The following is a 17,113-nucleotide window of genomic DNA, read 5'->3' on the forward strand; positions in this document are numbered from 1 at the left end:
TGGAGCTCAGGTGCTGAGCACGGAACGGATCATCTGCAGCAGTGCTTCGGGGCCATAGGGTTTGCCGAGCAAATGGGTGTCGGGGCTGAGCTGGTGGTTGCGCGAGATGATGTCGCGCGTGTGCCCCGAGGTGAACAGCACGGCCACCGGCGGCACTTGCACCTTGGCCCACGCCGCCAGATCGGAGCTCTTGATAAGACCGGGCATGACCACGTCGGTGAAGATCAGGTCGACCCGAGCGCCTTCCATCAACATCTGCATGGCCGCGTCACCATTGCCCGCCGTCAGCACGCGGTAGCCTTCTTCGCGCAACAGCTCGACCGCCGAGGTGCGCACCGCTTCGTTGTCCTCGACCACCAGGATCGTCTCGTGACCACCCGCCTGCTGATGATTGACGCTCGGCGAGTCATCGAGCACGGGGCGCAGGCTGCGCGGGAAATACAACTGCACTCGCGTGCCCTGGCCCACCTGGCTGTCGATCTCGACATGCCCGCCGCTCTGTTTGACGAAGCCGAACACCATGCTCAAGCCGAGGCCCGTGCCCTGGCCGTCGGCCTTGGTGGTGAAGAACGGTTCGAACACCTGCTCGAGTATGTGCGGGGCAATGCCGACGCCGCTGTCACTGACCGAAACCCGGACGAAATCCCCCGGCACGATGCCCTTGCCCGAGCAGAACGCCCGATCCAGTGAGAGATTCGAGGCACCGAGCACTATCGTGCCCTCGCCCTTCATGGCGTCCCGGGCATTGATCGCCAGGTTGAGAATGGCGTTTTCCAGTTGATTGCGGTCGACGTTGATGTGCCACGGATCTTCCGGCAGCTGCACGTCGATCTGAATGGTTTCGCCCAGGGCTCGTTGCAGCAACTCGCCGACGCCTTCGAAGATCTGCCGGGGATTGCACACCGCCGGCGACAGCGGCTGACGCCGGGCAAACGCGAGCAGTTGCGAAGACAGCTTGGCGCCACGTTCCACCGCCGCCAGCGAGGCGCTGACCCGGCGCTGGACGTTGGCGTTGTTCGGTTCATGTCGCGCCAGCAGGTGCAGGTTGCCGGCGATCACTTGCAGCAGGTTGTTGAAGTCGTGAGCCACGCCGCCGGTGAGGCCGCCGATGGATTCGAGTTTCTGCGACTGGCGCAGTTGCTCTTCGGCGGAGAGACGCGCGCCGACTTCATCAGCCACCCGTTGTTCGAGATTGCGGGTGAATTTGAGCAGGGACTCTTCGGCGATCTTGCGCTCGTGGATGTCGATCAGCACGCCGGGAAAACGGAACGGCTGTCCCTGCTCGTCGAACTCGCAGCAACCGCTGGCCAGCACCCAGAGGAAACTGCCATCAGCGCGTATCACGCGGTATTCGGCGTTGTACGGCTCGCCGGTGCGCACCGCATTCTCGACGCATTCCTGCACCCAACTGCGGTCGTCGGGATGAATGTGCGCCTCGGTAACGTGCTGCGGCAGGTTGGTCAGGTCCTGATCCGGCGGAAAGGAAAATGTGCGGGCAAATCGCTCATCGGCCGACAGCACATTGTTTCTGACGTCCCAGACAAACGAGCCAAGCAGTGCCCCGGCATTGAGCGCCAGGCGCACCCGTTCGTTGTCGGCGCGGTAGGCATCTTCGGCAGCCTGACGCAAGCGTTCGGACAGCACCAGTTCAGTGGTTTCCACCACCATCGCCATGACGCCCGAAGGCACACCGGCATCGTTGGCCACCGGGCTGTAATACAAATCGAGCCAGACATCCTCGGGTACGCCATCGCGCAGCAACACCAGGACCTTATTGCGATATTCCAGGGTGCCGCCGGCCAGACAGGTGTCGACCACATGGCGATTGAAGTCAGCGACCTCCGGCCAGCCCAGTTCTACCGGCACCCCCAGCAGATACGGATGCCGGCCACCGGCAAATCGGGAATAGGCATCGTTGTAGATCATGTAACCGGCATGGCCCCAGAGCATGACCATCGGCAGCGGCGAAGCCAGCATCAGCTGGACCGTGCTGCACAGGCTGGCCGGCCAGGTTTCGAGGGGGCCCAGATCCGTGCCGCTCCAGTCGAACGCACGGATCCGCCCGGCCATCTCGCCTTGCCAGCCGTCACACCCATGGCTATCGGATAAAAACTGCATTGGCTGCTTCAACGCCTTGTGGTGGGTCCGGTTCTATCGCTGCGCGTTCAAACGCCGCGCCCGTCTGTTTCGAGCGCGCCGGGCAGCGATGGTTTCATTAGAGGTATAGCCGATTTCACCTGGGCTCGATGCTCAGACCTCGATCAGGTGCTTGAGCGGATGGTAGCCGCTCTTCATCTTCGCAGCGACGTCGAGGATCGCCTTCTGGATGCCGTCCAGGTGCATGCAGGTCAGCTCGATCGCGGCGCTCTGATTGCCGGCCTCGATGTACTCGATCAGCCGCAGGTGCTCGTCGTCGCGGCAAGCTTCGTGGCTGTCGTCATCCAGCGCGGCGGCGTACAGCGAGGCACGGGAAATCAGCTTCTGGAACCAGTCGAGCAACACCGGATTGTTCAGGCTGCGGGCCAGTTTGATGTGGAACTCACCGAGCAGGTGAATCAGCCGCTCGTGATCGCCCGCTTCGTGGGCTTCGTCTTCCAGCAGCAAGTGATCGCGCAAGTCCTGCATCACTGCAGAGTCCTTGCGCCGGCACAGTTCGGTGACGATGCCGATCTCGATCAGGCGGCGGGTTTCGAACAGCGAACGGATCTCTTCATCGCTGGGGAGCGACACCGACGCACCTTTATTGGGCTCGGTGGTGACCAGTCCGTCGGCCTCCAATTGCTTGAGCGCCGCCCGAACCGACGTGCGGCTGACATTGAACAATTCCGCCAGCGACGCCTCGCCCAGCTTCATCCCCGGACGCAGCGAACGCTTGCTGATTGCCTCGTAAACCCCTTGGTAGACGCGGTCGACCGTGGTTTCCGTTTTTTTCTCGGTCATTCAAAAACTCCTTCAATGCTGGCAACGCTGCCCGACGAACGACTCAGTCAGGGAAATGGGGGGTTGCGCAAGCAGATTAATCCGGGTATTTCTAAATTGCATTCAGATATTGCATACAATAATTAGAGGATTGCACCATTATGGGTCAACCAATAGCCATTGAAGTGCGTAACGTATCCAAGCGGTATTCTGATGATCCAGGCCTGGCGCCGGCCCTCGATAACGTCTCGGTGAACATCGCCGACAACGAATTCTTCACTCTCCTCGGCCCCTCGGGCTGCGGCAAGACCACCCTGCTGCGCACCATCGCCGGTTTCGAACACGTCAGCGACGGCGAGATCCGTCTGGCGGGCGAAACGGTCAATCACCTGCCGCCGTTCAAGCGTCGGGTCAACACGGTGTTCCAGAGTTACGCGCTGTTTCCGCACATGAGTGTCGCGCAGAATATCGCCTTCGGCCTCGAGATGCAGGGTCTTGATCGCAAGACGATTCCGGGACGGGTCGACGAAATGCTCGCGCTGGTGCAGATGGAGCACCTGGCCGGGCGCAAACCGGCGGAATTATCCGGCGGCCAGCAGCAACGCGTGGCTCTGGCCCGGGCCCTGGCGCCGAAGCCGAAAGTGCTGTTGCTCGACGAGCCGCTGTCGGCGCTGGATCTGAAGCTGCGCAAGGAAATGCAGGTCGAACTCAAGCGCGTGCAGCAGGAAGCCGGCATCACCTTCATCTTCGTCACCCACGATCAGGAAGAAGCCCTGACCCTGTCCGACCGGATCGCGGTGATGTCCGCCGGCAAGATCCTGCAGATCGGCACCCCGACCGACATCTATGAACGACCGCAGCACCGCTTCGTCGCCCAGTTCATCGGCGACATCAATTTCCTCCCCGGCCAGCTCAAGCGCGGTGAACACAACGAAAACATTTTCGTGCCCAACGGCATGCCGGTGGAAATCCCTTGTCCGCCCCAAGGCGTCAGCGGCAGCAGCGTGCAACTGGCGTTCCGCCCCGAGCGTTCGCAACTGGTCGCGGCGGATCAACCGCATCATCTTCGCGGTGTGATCGAGGCGGTTCTGTATGTCGGCACCGCGACGCTGTACCAGTGCCGCTTGAACAACGACATCAAAGTCATGCTGCGGGAAAACAACGAAGGCCTGAACCGTGGTCGTGCAGTCGGCGAGCGCGTGGCGGTGCACCTGCCGCCCCAGGCCTGCCTGTTGATGGAGGCCTGAGATGAGCGTCAGCAGCACTTCCCCCTCCCTCAACCGAGCGCTGTTGCTCAGCCCGGTGGTGTTGACCCTGCTCGCCCTGATCGCCATTCCGTTGGGGATCATGGGTTACATCAGCCTGCTGCCGCGCAACACCTACGGCGGCGTTGACTGGCAGGCCCAATGGCAACTGCAGAGTTACGTGCAGCTGTTTTTCCAGGAAGGTTTCGACGGCGAACTGGAGCTGAACTGGGTCTACGCCCAGGCGCTGTTGCGCTCGGTGTTCCAGGCCAGTGGCACCACGGTGCTGTGCTTTCTGTTCGGATTTCCGGTGGCGCTGTGGATGTCGAGCCTGACTCCGCGCCGACGCAATCTGATGGTGTTGCTCATCACCATTCCGTTCTGGACCAACCTGCTGATCCGCAACTACGCGTGGCTGATCATCCTGCGCGAACAGGGCTGGGTCGCCCAGAGCCTCAACGCGCTGTTTCCGAGCGCCGGTGGCATCACCCTGCTCTACAACGACTTCGCGGTCAGCGTCGGTCTGGTCTACAGCTTTCTGCCGTTCATGATCCTGCCGATCTACTCGACCCTGGAAAAACTCGACTGGCGTCTGGTGGAAGCCGCCTATGACCTGGGCGCCAACCGCTGGCATGCGCTGCGCCGGATCATCCTGCCGCTGTCAATGCCCGGGGTGATTGCCGGCGCGTTGCTGGTGTTCGTGCCGAGCCTCGGCGCCTTCATCACCCCGGCGATCCTTGGCGGCGGCAAGACCCTGATGATCGGCAACCTGATCCAGCAGCAATTCGGCACCGCGCGCAACTGGCCGCTGGGCAGTTCGCTGTCGTTCCTGTTGCTGGGGATTCTGCTGTTGTCGCTGGTGCTCTACGCCCTCTACAGCCGTAGCACGGCGAAAACCCTGAACCGGGGAGCGAAAGCATGATCTCTCTGCACCTGAAAAAACTCCCGGCGACCCGGGAAATCAGCCTGCTGATCCTCGCCTACCTGTACGTGCCGATCCTGGTGTTGATCGCCTACAGCTTCAACGCCAACCGCTCGGCGACGGTGTGGACCGAGTTCTCGTTCGCCTGGTACGGACGGATCCTGGCCAACCCGTCGATCCAGACGGCGGCGCTGAACTCGATCATCGTCGCGACCATCGCCACAGTCTGCGCCACGACCATTGCACTGCTAGCAGCCCTGGCGACTTACCGGCCGTTCTACGGACAGAAAATGGTCGAGGGCGGGATCAACCTGCCGCTGATCCTGCCGGAGATCGTCACCGCCGTGGCCACCCTGCTGCTGTTCATGGCGCTGGGGATCAAGCTCGGGCTGATGACGGTGATCGTCGCGCACATCGGCTTCTGCATTCCGTTCGCCTACCTGCCGATCCGCGCACGGCTCAACGATCTGGACAAGAGCCTGCTGGAGGCCGCCAACGATCTGTACGCCAACCCGTGGCAGGTGTTCCGCCGCGTGACCTTGCCGCTGCTGTGGCCGGCGGTGTTGTCCGGTTCGGTGCTGGCGTTCGTGGTCAGCCTCGACGATTTCATCATGACCTTCTTCGTCGCCGGGCCCGGCTCGACCACGTTGCCGGTGTACATCTTCTCGGCGATCAAGGCTGGTGTGACGCCGGAAATCAATGCGATTTCGACCCTGATGCTGGTGATTTCCATCGTGCTCGTGGTGCTGGCCTTCTGGCTTGGCCAACGCGGCAAACAACAATAAACCTGGAGCGCTCTGTTCATGAAAACCAAAAGCATGCGTTTGGCAATTTCCGGTCTGGCCCTGAGTTGTTTCACCGCGATCAGCGCCCATGCCGCCGAGCCCAAGCAATTGTTCTTCTACAACTGGACCGATTACTACCCGGTGGACCTGCTGGCCAAGTTCGAAAAGGAAACCGGGATCAAGGTCACCATGGACGGCTACGACAGCAACGAAACCCTGCTCGCCAAGTTGCAGGCCGGCGGCGCGGCGTATGACGTGATCGTGCCGTCGCAGTCGATCATGCAGACGCTGATCAAGCAGGATCTGCTGCTGGAAATCGACGCCCCGAGCCTGAACAACTTCCAGTACGTCAAAGGCCCGTTCCGCGACCCGAGCTTCGACCCGGGCCGCAAGTTTTCGGCGCCGTATCTGTGGGGCACCACCGGGTTTTCCTATGACAGCGCCCGGGTGCCGGGCGGCAAGCTCGATGATTCGTGGAAAGAATTCTTCGAACCGCGCAAGGAACTGCAAGGCCAGCTCGCCGCCCTCGACACTTCCAGCAGCGTGATCAACGCCGCCAGCCATTACCTGAACGTCGACGAATGCACGGAAAACCCGCAGGACGCCAAACGCATACTCGAACTGCTGCAAAAGCAGAAACCGTTTTTGAAGATGTACAGCTCCGACAACACCGTGGATCGCATGGCCTCGGGCGAAGTGATCATGATGCAGAACTGGAACGGCTCGACGGCCCGCGCCACGTTGCAGAAGAGCACCATCAAATACGTGTACCCGAAAGAAGGCCTGGCGATGTTCCAGGACAACTTCGCCGTACCGAAAAGCGCGCCGCATCCGGGCAACGCCAAGATCTTTATCGACTGGATGATGAAACCGGAGAACGCGGCGGCCGTGTCCAACGCGATTGCCTATGCCAACGGGATTCAGAGCGATCAGTTGCTGGATGCGAAATGGAAGGTCATGGACGCGATCAACATGCCCGAGGAATACGCCTCGCGGCTGCGGCCGGAGAAGGAATGCAGCAACAAGGCGCGGGAGCTGCAGGACCGGATCTGGTCGAAGCTTAAGGGTTGATCGTGGATCGCTGGTTTTATCTGAGCGCGCGACTCCCAGATCGACTTGAAAGCCCCCTCACCCTAGCCCTCTCCCGGAGGGAGAGGGGACTGACCGAGTTGTCTTGCGCTGTCCGCCGACCTGAAAGACCTGGTCGATTATGGATTCAGAGCCGTTCATTCAGGTCGGCGTAGCTCTTCAATATCCCCCATTCGGTCCCCTCTCCCTCCGGGCGGTCCGACGTTTCGGGAGGGCTAGGGTGAGGGGAAAAAATCCAAAGAACAAATGAGGTTCCAATGACTGCCCCCCGCTGGCTCAGAAACATCCGCCCCTACGGCGCCCCCGCCGAAGACCTGCTGATCGAAAACGGCAAATTCACCCAACGCCGCCCGGCCTCCAGCACCCCGCTGGCCGCCACCGACATCGACGGCCAGAACCAGCTCCTGACCGCACCGCTGGTGGAAAGCCACGTCCACCTCGACAAGACCCTGTACGGCCAACCCTGGCGCCCGAACAGCGCCGGCCCGACGCTCAAGGACTACATCAGCAACGAGCGCCGCGTCCTGCGTGAAGTCAAAGCGCCGATCGCCGAACGCGCCGGCGCGCTGCTGGAAAACTGCATCGCCCGGGGTTCGCTGACCATGCGTTGCCACGTCGACATCGACCCGGAATTCGGCCTGCGCCACGTCGAGGCCATGCAGCAACTGCGCGAAACCTACAACGACCTGATCGACCTGCAACTGGTGGTGTTCCCGCAAACCGGCCTGATCAGCCGCCCCGGCACCGCCGAACTGATGCGCGAAGCCATGGCCCTGGGCGTGGAAAACGTCGGTGGGCTCGACCCGTGCGGCATCGACAACGACCCGATCGCGCAACTGGACTTCGTGTTCAAACTGGCCAGCGAGTTCCAGCGTGGCGTCGATATTCACCTGCACGACAAAGGTGAACTGGGCCTGTGGCAGATCGCCCGGATCGCCGATTACACCGAGCGCTTCAACCTGCAAAACCGGGTGATGATCAGCCATGCCTATTGCCTCGGCATGTTGCCTTGGAGCCAGGTCAAACCTGTTGCCGAACGCCTCGCGGCGCTGGGGATTTCGCTGATGACTTCGGCACCGGCCGATTGCGCCGTTCCACCGTTTCTGGCGCTGCGTGAGGCCGGGGTCAACGTTTGTCTGGGCTCCGACGGCATTCGTGATGCGTGGTCGCCGATGGGCAATGGCGACATGCTGGAACGGGCGATGCTGCTGGCGTTCCGTTTCGACCTGGGCAAGGACGATGAACTGACGGCGGCGTTCGACGCCGCGACGGTGAACGGTGCGCGCGCATTGGGGATCGAGGATTACGGCTTCGCCATCGGCAAGCCTGCGGATTTTCTGCTGATGCCGGTCGAAACCCTCGGTGAAGCCGTGGTTTCGCGCCCTGTGCGCCAGGTCTATCGCGGCGGCGAACTGATCGCCAGCGGCGGTCGTCTGCTGGGCAGCCGTCTGTGAAACGGATCGGCCTGAAGGCCGGTTGCGTGGTCGGCTTCGACGGCACGCAGCATGTGCTGTGGCGTGACGGTGAAGTGGTATTCAGCGGATCGCGTATCGAATTTGTCGGGCGCGGATACCAAGGGCCGGTGGATCAGTGGATCGACTACGGCAATGCGCTGATAGGCCCCGGTTTCATCGACCTGGATGCCCTCGGCGATCTCGACTCCACGGTACTGACCCTGGACAACGGCGACGAGCGCGCGATGGGCCGGATGTGGTCGGCGGAGTATCTGGCGGCCGGCCCGCGTGAGTCGTTCAGCCCCGAAGAAGAAGTCTTCAAGTACCGCTACGCCTTCACCCAGTTGATCCGCAACGGCATCACCACGGCGATGCCGATCACCTCGATGTACTACCGCGAATGGGCGGAGACCTACGACGAGTTCGCGGCTGTGGCCGATGTGGCGGGCGAGCTGGGCCTGCGCACGTACCTCGGCCCCTGCTACATGAGCGGCATGAGTTACTGGCGCGCCGACGGCACCCTCGCCCACCACTGGGATGAGGCTCGGGGCCTGGCGGGACTGGATGCGGCCGAACGGTTTTTCAAGGATTTCGATGGTGCGCATGCCGGGCTGATTCGCGGTGCGCTGCTGCCGGATCGCATCCAGACCTGCACCCCGGCGCTGCTTAAGCGCACGTCCGCATTGAGTCGCGAGCTGAACGCGCCGATGCGTTTGCACTGCTGTCAGGCGCTGGGTGAGGTGGCGATGGTCGAACAGTTGCGCGGCACTACGCCGCTGGGCTGGTTGCAGCAGCTGGACTTGCTCAACCCGCGCAGCCTGTTGCCCCACGGCATCTACACCTCGGGCGATGACGATCTGCAACGGGTCATCGACGGCGGCGCCAGTCTGGTGCACTGCCCACTGGTGTTCGCCCGCGATGGCGAAGCACTGAATTCGTTCGGCCGCTATGGCGCCAAAGGCATCAACTTCGCCCTCGGCACCGACACCTGGCCGGCGGATTTGCTGGCCAACATGCGCCACGGTCTGAACATCGCCCGCTTGATGGAGGGCGGCTCGGCACTGACCAGCAGCCTCGATCTGTACAACGCCGCGACCCTCGGCGGCGCCAAGGCATTGGGCCGCGACGACCTCGGTCGCCTGGCCCCCGGCGCCAAAGCGGATATCACCGTTTTCAACCTGCGCGGTCTGCACCTGGGCCCGCTGTTCGATCCACTGAAAAACCTGCTGCTGGCCGGGCACGGCGACGACTGCATCGCCAGTTTCATCGACGGTCGCTGCGTGATGCACGACGGTCAGGTCAACGGCGTCGACTACCCCACTCTGCAACGCCAGGCCCAGCGCCAATACGAAAAACTGATGCGCAGCCACAGCGACCGGGCCTTTGGCCGACCGGACTGGAAAACCCTGTTCCAACCGGCCATTCCGTTCGCCGACGACTACAGCGCCGAAGCGCCGTTGAGCGCCATCGATCCACTTCTTTAGAGAACACTGCCATGCACAGCTTCGACTTCAGCCAACTGAGTCCACGGGAAAAATACAAGATTCTGATCGGCAGCGTGGTCCCGCGCCCGATTGCACTGGTCACCACCATCGACGCCGAAGGCCGGGTCAACGCCGCGCCGTTCAGCTTCTTCAATGCGCTGTCGGCGGACCCGCCCATTCTCGCGCTCGGCGTCGAGAACTACGGCGATCAGAGCCCGAAGGACACCACGCGCAATATCCAGATGAATCAGGAATTCACCGTCAACATCGTCAGCGATGCCTTGGTGGAAGCCATGAACGTCTGCGCCGTGCCGTTCGCGCCGGGCTTCGATGAGTTGACCGCAGCAGGGCTGACGGCGATTCCCGGCACCTCGGTCAAATGCCCGCGAATCGGCGAAGCACCGGTGGCGCTGGAATGCCGGCGGATGATGGCGCTGAACATCGGCCAGTCGCGGGAGATCATTTTTGGCGAAGTGTTGATGGCGCATGTGCGCGATGAGTTGATCGATCCGAAAACCCTGTACATCGATCAGTTGGGGCTGGATGCGATCGGGCGCATGGGCGGCCATGGTTATGCGCGCACCCGGGATTACTTCGATTTGCCGACCCGCTCGTTGCAAGCGTGGACGGAAGCACCGGGGGGCGGCGAGCGGTTCTGGCCCGCCAAATAAAAAAACGGCCCACCGAGGTGGCCCGCCGTGCTGATCGTTCCCACGCTCCGCGTGGGAATGCATACCGTGACGCAGAGCGTGGGAACGATCAGCAGCCTGGGTTTCAGTCAGTGCCGTACTTCGGCGACCGAGGCCCGTACAGCAGGCCCGCCGGATGACCGGCCGACAGCAGTCGATTGCTGGCCACACCGGCAATCGGGTAGCCGGCATCGGTGGAGCTGTTGATGATCTGCTTCACTGCCGCGGTGATCAGCATGCCGATCAGCCCGCCGGCATTGCTGTTGTTGCCTTCCTCGCTCGACGCCCGGGCCGCACCGGTCCACAGGGTGACGCCGGTTTTCAGGTCGACCAGCTTGGCGCTGGCGGTGACGGCAGTTTCGCTGCTGATCACCATGTAGCGCGTGCCGTATTCGCTGACGGTGATGTACAGCGCCGCGTCGGCACCGAAGATTTCCTGCAGCTTGTTGGCCGGCGCCGCATGGATGTCATCCGGCGTGGTCAGGCCGTTCTGGCGGAACGTTTCGTCGACCAACGTGATCGGCAGCACGTAGTAACCGGCTTCGGCCAACGGGAACGTCACTTGCGACAACAGGCTGTAGGACGCCTTGACGTCCGGCGAGGTGTTCAGCGGCGGCAGCACCAGAATGGATTTCGGCCGCGCTTGCTTGTACGCCGAATAGTCCACGGTCTTCGGTGCAACGCAGCCACCGAGAACGGTCAGCGCCAGGCCTGCGGCCAGCAGTTTCAAGGCACGGGAGATCATTGGGCATCTCCGGTCTTGGCGTTTTTAAGCAGAAAATCCATGTAGGTGCCGGACTCGGGGAACAGGGTTTTCTCGGTGCGCAATTGCTGCACCATCTGATCGTCCTTGCCCATGCTCAGGTACAGCAGACCGAGATGAGCGTGATAACCCGGCGGTACCGGCTTACCGCTGGCGCGGATCTTTTGCAGATCGGCTTCCAGCGCTTCGGCCTGGGCTTCTTTCGGCGTTTCGCTTTTGAAGTATTCGTAGACTTGTGGCTGGTAGCCTTCCCACTGATACAGGGTTTGCGGGCTGCTGCAACCGGCCAGCAAGGCGCCAGCAGTCAGGGCCATCAGCGACCGGGACAGGGACAGATTCATGGTGTGTTGCTCCTTGCAATGGGCGTCTATCAGTTGCCCGGTTTCCAGGCACCGGCGTTCATGCCATCAACCAGGCGATTGATCGCCTCGCGCATGGCCAGATCGAGGACTTTGCCGTTGAGGGTGGAGTCGTAGGCAGCGGTGCCGCCGAAGCCGATGATTTCGCGGTTGGACAAGGCGTACTCGCCGGCGCCCTGGGTCGAATACACCACTTCGGAGGTGCTGATGTTGACGATGTTCAGGTTGACCTTGGCGTAGGCGACCTGAGTCTTGCCACGGCCGAGAATGCCGAACAGTTGATGATCGCCGGTCTCTTTGCGGCCGAACTCGGTGACGTCACCGGTGACCACGTAATCGGCGCCTTTCAGACGCTGGGCCTGGCCCTTGATCGCCGCTTCCTGCTGGATTTCGCCCATGTTGTCGCGATCCAGCACCGAGAAACGGTTGGTCTGCTGCAAGTGAGTGATCAGGATGGTCTTGGCCTGGCCGCCGAGACGGTCGACGCCATCGGAGAAGATCCCGCGCATGTAGCTCGAACGGTTGTCGAACTTGCCCACGGCCATCGGGATACGCACACCGGACCAGGCCTGGGAGGCGCTTTCCACCTTGGCCACCGGCAATGCGCGGGAGCTTTCGGTGGCGCAACCGGAAAGCGAGCCGGCCAGGGTGCCGAGAACGGCAATCGCAACGCCCGAGACCAACATCCGGGAGATCATTCTCACTGTGCATTCCTTCTGAAATTCGATGTGTCCCCGCACGGTGATGTTGTGGGGGATCGGGAAAGGGGCGGCATTATGCCAAAGTGCCATCAGCGAGGACAGGTTTTTTTGACGTCAGTGAATTGGCTTGCAAATCGGTTAGCAGCCGTCCTCTGCCGATCGTTCCCACGCGGACGGTTCGACGCCTCGACGTGGGAACGATCACTACGGCGTGTCAGTGGAAATCGCGGCTTTGCACCCGAATTCCGTTGAGCAGCGAGCTAAGGTCACTCAAGCGTCCGGCGATCAGATGCCGCACCTCGCCTTCACGCTCCCAGCGGCCATCGACCTTGAGCAATTGCGAGCCCACCAGCACCTGACGCTGACGCTCGGCCAGATCGCGCCAGACCACCACGTTGACGTTGCCGAACTCGTCTTCCAGGGTCACGAAGGTCACGCCACTGGCAGTGCCCGGTCGCTGGCGCCCGGTCACAAGACCCGCCACGCTGACCGGCCGGCCATGCTCGACCTCCAGCAACTCCCGGGAACTGCGGCAGCGCCATGCCCGCAACTCGTCGCGCAATAACGTCAACGGGTGCGGCCCCAGCGTGGTGCCGAGGGTGGCGTAGTCAGTGAACAGGTCTTCGCTGACGCTCGGTGTCGGCAGCAGCACATCCGGCTCTTCCTGACTCGGCAACCCGGTAAACAACCCAAGCTGTTTCTGCACCCCGGCCACTTCCCAACGCGCCCGATGGCGGTCACCGGCCAGGCCGCGTAGCGCTCCCGAGTCCGCCAACAGCGCCTGAGCGCGACTGTCGAGCCCGGCGCGTTCGCCCAGATCCGCGACGTCGGCAAACGCCCCCCTCGCCCGAGCGTTTTCAATGCTCCGCGCATCTTCCTCGCGAAAGCCCTTGATCATCCGCAGGCCCATGCGAATGGCCGGCTGCTCGCCGGCAATCGGCTCCAGGCTGCAATCCCAGTCACTGGCGCGCACGTCCACTGGACGGATCTGCAAATGATGGCGGCGCGCATCCTGGAGAATCTGATCCGGGCTGTAGAAACCCATCGGCCAGCTGTTGATCAGCGCACAGGCGAACGCCGCCGGTTCGTGGCACTTGAGCCAGCAACTGGCATAGGTCAGCAAGGCAAAACTGGCGGCGTGGGATTCAGGGAAACCGTAGCTGCCGAAGCCCTTGATCTGCTCGAAAATCTGCGCGGCGAATTCCGGGCTGTAGCCGTTTTTCTTCATGCCCGCAGCCAGCCGTTCCTTGTGCGGCTCCAGCCCGCCGTGGCGTTTCCACGCGGCCATGGAACGGCGCAACTGGTCGGCCTCGCCGGGGCTGTAATCGGCGGCGACAATCGCGATCTGCATCACCTGTTCCTGAAACAGCGGCACGCCGAGGGTGCGCTTGAGCACCACTTCCAGCTCCGGGGACGGGTAGGTTTCCTCTTCTTCCTTGTTCCGCCGGCGCAGGTACGGATGGACCATCCCGCCCTGGATCGGCCCCGGCCGGACGATGGCCACCTCGATCACCAGGTCGTAGAAGGTTTGCGGGCGCAGGCGCGGCAGCATCGACATCTGCGCCCGGGATTCGATCTGGAACACGCCGATGGTGTCGGCGCGGCTGATCATGTCGTAGGTCGGGCGATCCTCAGGCGGGATGGTCGCCAGGCTCAGGTCCTGATGGCGATGACGGCGCAGCAGGTCGAAACAGCGGCGGATCGCGCTGAGCATGCCAAGGGCGAGGATATCCACCTTGAGCAACCCGACGGCATCGAGATCGTCCTTGTCCCACTGGATGATGGTGCGGTCGGCCATGGCGGCGTTTTCCACCGGCACCAGCGTGTCCAGCGGTTGCTCGGATATCACGAAACCACCGGGGTGCTGCGACAGGTGCCGGGGGAAGCCGATCAGTTGCCCGGTCAGGCTCAACACCCGGTGCAGCAGCGGACTTTCGGGGTCGAAACCGCCTTCGCGCAGGCGCTCCACGGGCGGGGTTTCATCGCTCCAGTGACCGCAGCAGTCGGCCAGCGCATTGATCTGGTCCGGCGGCAGCCCCAGCGCCTTGGCGACATCGCGGATCGCGCCGGAAGCGTGGTAAGTGCTGACCACCGCCGTCAGCGCCGCACGACGGCGGCCATAACGACGGAACACGTATTGCAGGACTTCTTCCCGGCGTTCGTGCTCGAAATCCACGTCGATGTCCGGCGGCTCGTTGCGCTCCCTCGACATGAAACGCTCGAACAGCAGCGTGGTGCGATCCGGGTCGATTTCGGTGATGCCCAAGGCGAAACACACCGCCGAGTTGGCCGCCGAACCCCGGCCCTGGCAGAGGATCTTCTGCTCCCGGGCGAAGCGCACCACGTCGTGCACGGTGAGGAAGTAGCTTTCGTAGCCGAGCTCGGCGATCAGCTCCAGTTCATCGTCGATCTGCTTGAGCACCTTGGGCTGTGCGCCTTGCGGCCAGCGCCAGGCGATGCCCTCTTCGGTCAGGTGGCGCAGCCAGGAACTGGCACTGTGTTCCTCGGGCACCAGCTCTTTGGGGTATTGATAGCGCAACTCGCTCAGGTCGAAGGTGCAGCGGCGAGCCAGTTTCACCGACTCGTCCAGCAAGGCCTGCGGATACAACTCGCTCAACACATCAAGGCTGCGCAAATGCCGCTCGCCGTTGGGGTGCAGGCGTAACCCGGCTTCGGCCACTGGAACGTGATGGCGGATCGCGGTCATGGTGTCCTGCAAGGCCCGCCGGCCTCGGGCGTGCATGTGCACATCGCCGCTGGCCACGGCTGGAATCTGCAGCTCATCCGCCAGACTCAGCAGCGCGGCCAGCCGTTGTTGATCGTTCTGCCCGCGATGCAACTGCACCGCCAGCCACAGCCGTTCGCCGAAGGTCTGTTTCAGCCAGCGGCCCTCCTCCACCTCATCGACCGCATCCGGCACCCACAGCACCAGCAATCCCGGCAACGGTTCGCTGAAATCCTCGCGCAGCACTTGATACTGGCCTTTTTGGGTACGCCGTCGGGCCTGGGTAATCAAACCGCACAGGGCCTGATAACCCTCGATGTTCTCCACCAGCAACACCAGTTTCGGGCCGTGTTCGATGCGAACTTCGCTGCCGATAATCAGCGGCAGCTCCACGGACTTCGCCGCTTGCCAGGCACGGACGATCCCGGCGAGGGTGCATTCATCGGTGATCGCCAGCGCCTGATAGCCGTGTTTTTTCGCCCGCTGAAACAGCTCCAGCGCACTGGACGCGCCGCGCTGGAAACTGAAATTCGACAGGCAGTGCAGTTCGGCGTAACCCTGATTCACGCGAACCAGCCCTGCAGCCACAACGGACCGCCCTCACCCACAGCCCGGTACGCCCAGCCTTGCTGGCCGCCGCGGTTCTGGATCAGGTAATAGTCGCGGCGCACGTCGTCGCCGTCCCACCAGCCGGACTCGATGCGTTCCGGGCCCATGAGGATGCGCGCCGAACCTTCGGGCACGGACTGCGGTTCGCCCAACAACCAGCCCGGACGCTGCACGCCCGGCAATGCAGGGCAGCGCTGTTTGTCGTCGGCGTTCTGCCATGCGCACTCCGGTCGATGATCGGCCTGAAAACGCAGGCCTTGCACCGCCTCATCCCCCAGTCGCGCGCGCAGGCGTTCGCGCAATTGCTCCCAGGGCAAGGTCTGCTGCGGGCGGTCGTCGAACAGTTCCTGAAACTGCGGCACGAAACTCGGCAAGTCTTCGGCGCGCAAACGAAAACCGCGCACCGGGGCTTCGACCTGCACCTGCTCCAGTCGGCCACGGGCCAGTTCAAAGAGCATCGCCGGATCGCGCTCGGCGCTGAGCAGGCCGACCTTGATCAATGTGTCCGGCAACCCGGCGTGTTCCAGATGCAGATCGAAGCGCTGCACGCCGCTGTCGCGTCCGCACAAAAACGCCGCCAGATCGGACGTCAGGCGGCGCAAGGGGAACAGCAGCGCCTGATGGGACTGCACGTCGAAATTGAGTTCGATACGCACATCGAAGCGATCCGGCGGCAGGTAGAACGCCAGCGCCAGCGGCCGTGCGCCGAACAGCGCGTCCAGGTGCTTGAGCATCGGCGCCTCGAAACGCCGGGCCAGGGCCTGACGCGGCAGGTTCTGCACCTGATGGAGGTTACGCAGGCCCATGCGCGACAGCGCCGTGGCCACGCTCGGTTCAAGGCCGATGCGGTCGACCGGCAATTGCCCGAGGTGGTGGCGCAGGGCTTCACCGTCGGGCACCACCAATCCGTCGTAGGCGTTGGCCAACACCCGCGCCGCCACCGGATTGGGCGCGGCGACGATGCGATGACGAAAGCCCAGCTCTGTCAGCTCGGTACGCAACCGCGCCTCGAACTGCGCCCAGGATCCGAACAGCCCGAGGCTCGATTCGATCTCGAACACCACCGTGCGCGGGTAATGCACGCTGACCTGGGCGCTGAAACGATAGGCCCAGGCGGCGAGAAACTGCTGCCAGTGCTCGACCTCGGCCGAATCGTAATCGACGGTGGCAAACCCTTTGCTCATGGCCTGCGCGGCGGTCATCGACTGCCCCGGCCGCAAGCCCAGTGCACGCGCCGCCGGGTTGACCGCTTGCAGCACCCGGCGCTGTGCCGGGCCGCTGAGCAGCGCCAGCGGTTGCTCGGGATCGGGGCGTTGACGCAGCACGGCGTCGAGGGCCAATTGCGGGAACAGAATGCAAACCCAGCGCAT

Annotated in this window: 14 protein-coding genes; 7 read left to right on the plus strand and 7 right to left on the minus strand. The window is 62.9% G+C overall.

Features of this window, described 5'->3' with window-relative positions; all coding sequences use genetic code 11:
• Window positions 1-6 precede the first annotated feature (6 nt).
• Window positions 7-2,118: a hybrid sensor histidine kinase/response regulator gene (locus AC07XZ_RS22355; RefSeq protein ID WP_102687601.1), complete on the minus strand. Its 2,112-nt coding sequence runs from the start codon at window positions 2,116-2,118 to the stop codon at window positions 7-9.
• 132 nt (window positions 2,119-2,250) lie between these two features.
• Complete coding sequence (locus AC07XZ_RS22360; RefSeq protein ID WP_102687600.1) at window positions 2,251-2,940, minus strand: GntR family transcriptional regulator; 690 nt, start codon at window positions 2,938-2,940, stop codon at window positions 2,251-2,253.
• A gap of 140 nt (window positions 2,941-3,080) precedes the next feature.
• Here AC07XZ_RS22360 and AC07XZ_RS22365 point away from each other — a divergent pair, with 140 nt between their 5' ends.
• The 7 genes from AC07XZ_RS22365 to AC07XZ_RS22395 all read left to right on the plus strand — a co-directional run bounded on the left by AC07XZ_RS22365 (window position 3,081) and on the right by AC07XZ_RS22395 (window position 10,568).
• Window positions 3,081-4,166 (plus strand): ABC transporter ATP-binding protein, encoded by a 1,086-nt coding sequence (locus tag AC07XZ_RS22365; RefSeq protein WP_085603189.1) that lies wholly within the window; start codon window positions 3,081-3,083, stop codon window positions 4,164-4,166.
• 1 nt (window position 4,167) lies between these two features.
• Window positions 4,168-5,085, plus strand: a complete 918-nt coding sequence (locus tag AC07XZ_RS22370) for an ABC transporter permease (RefSeq protein ID WP_102687599.1) — start codon at window positions 4,168-4,170, stop codon at window positions 5,083-5,085.
• Window positions 5,082-5,870, plus strand: coding sequence for an ABC transporter permease (locus AC07XZ_RS22375; protein ID WP_007959453.1), 789 nt, complete (start codon window positions 5,082-5,084; stop codon window positions 5,868-5,870). The genes AC07XZ_RS22370 and AC07XZ_RS22375 overlap by 4 nt, the downstream gene beginning before the upstream one ends.
• An 18-nt stretch (window positions 5,871-5,888) precedes the next feature.
• Window positions 5,889-6,941: an extracellular solute-binding protein gene (locus AC07XZ_RS22380; RefSeq protein WP_102687598.1), complete on the plus strand. Its 1,053-nt coding sequence runs from the start codon at window positions 5,889-5,891 to the stop codon at window positions 6,939-6,941.
• A gap of 275 nt (window positions 6,942-7,216) precedes the next feature.
• Complete coding sequence (locus AC07XZ_RS22385) at window positions 7,217-8,413, plus strand: amidohydrolase family protein (protein ID WP_102687597.1); 1,197 nt, start codon at window positions 7,217-7,219, stop codon at window positions 8,411-8,413.
• Window positions 8,410-9,897, plus strand: a complete 1,488-nt coding sequence (locus tag AC07XZ_RS22390) for an amidohydrolase family protein (protein WP_102687596.1) — start codon at window positions 8,410-8,412, stop codon at window positions 9,895-9,897. The genes AC07XZ_RS22385 and AC07XZ_RS22390 overlap by 4 nt, the downstream gene beginning before the upstream one ends.
• A gap of 11 nt (window positions 9,898-9,908) precedes the next feature.
• Window positions 9,909-10,568 carry a flavin reductase family protein gene (locus AC07XZ_RS22395; protein WP_085745460.1) on the plus strand — a complete coding sequence of 220 codons (660 nt, stop codon included), beginning with the start codon at window positions 9,909-9,911 and terminating at the stop codon, window positions 10,566-10,568.
• A gap of 103 nt (window positions 10,569-10,671) precedes the next feature.
• Here AC07XZ_RS22395 and AC07XZ_RS22400 read toward each other — a convergent pair whose 3' ends face one another.
• The 5 genes from AC07XZ_RS22400 to AC07XZ_RS22420 form a co-directional block, all read right to left on the minus strand.
• Window positions 10,672-11,331: a DUF799 domain-containing protein gene (locus tag AC07XZ_RS22400; RefSeq protein ID WP_007959444.1), complete on the minus strand. Its 660-nt coding sequence runs from the start codon at window positions 11,329-11,331 to the stop codon at window positions 10,672-10,674.
• The gene (locus AC07XZ_RS22405; protein WP_007959442.1) at window positions 11,328-11,690 is read right to left on the minus strand and encodes a DUF4810 domain-containing protein; all 363 of its coding nucleotides are present in this window, start codon (window positions 11,688-11,690) and stop codon (window positions 11,328-11,330) included. Before AC07XZ_RS22405 ends, AC07XZ_RS22400 begins: the two co-directional genes overlap by 4 nt.
• 29 nt (window positions 11,691-11,719) lie before the next feature.
• Window positions 11,720-12,406, minus strand: coding sequence for a CsgG/HfaB family protein (locus AC07XZ_RS22410; protein ID WP_162130490.1), 687 nt, complete (start codon window positions 12,404-12,406; stop codon window positions 11,720-11,722).
• Between the two features lie 217 nt (window positions 12,407-12,623).
• A complete protein-coding gene (locus AC07XZ_RS22415) occupies window positions 12,624-15,722 on the minus strand; it encodes an error-prone DNA polymerase (protein WP_207252690.1) in 3,099 nt (1,032 codons plus the stop codon).
• Entirely contained in the window at window positions 15,698-17,113 is a 1,416-nt protein-coding gene (locus tag AC07XZ_RS22420) for a Y-family DNA polymerase (RefSeq protein WP_102687595.1), read from the minus strand. The genes AC07XZ_RS22415 and AC07XZ_RS22420 overlap by 25 nt, the downstream gene beginning before the upstream one ends.

Source organism: Pseudomonas sp. GW458-11-26-14-LB4 (assembly GCF_059423925.1).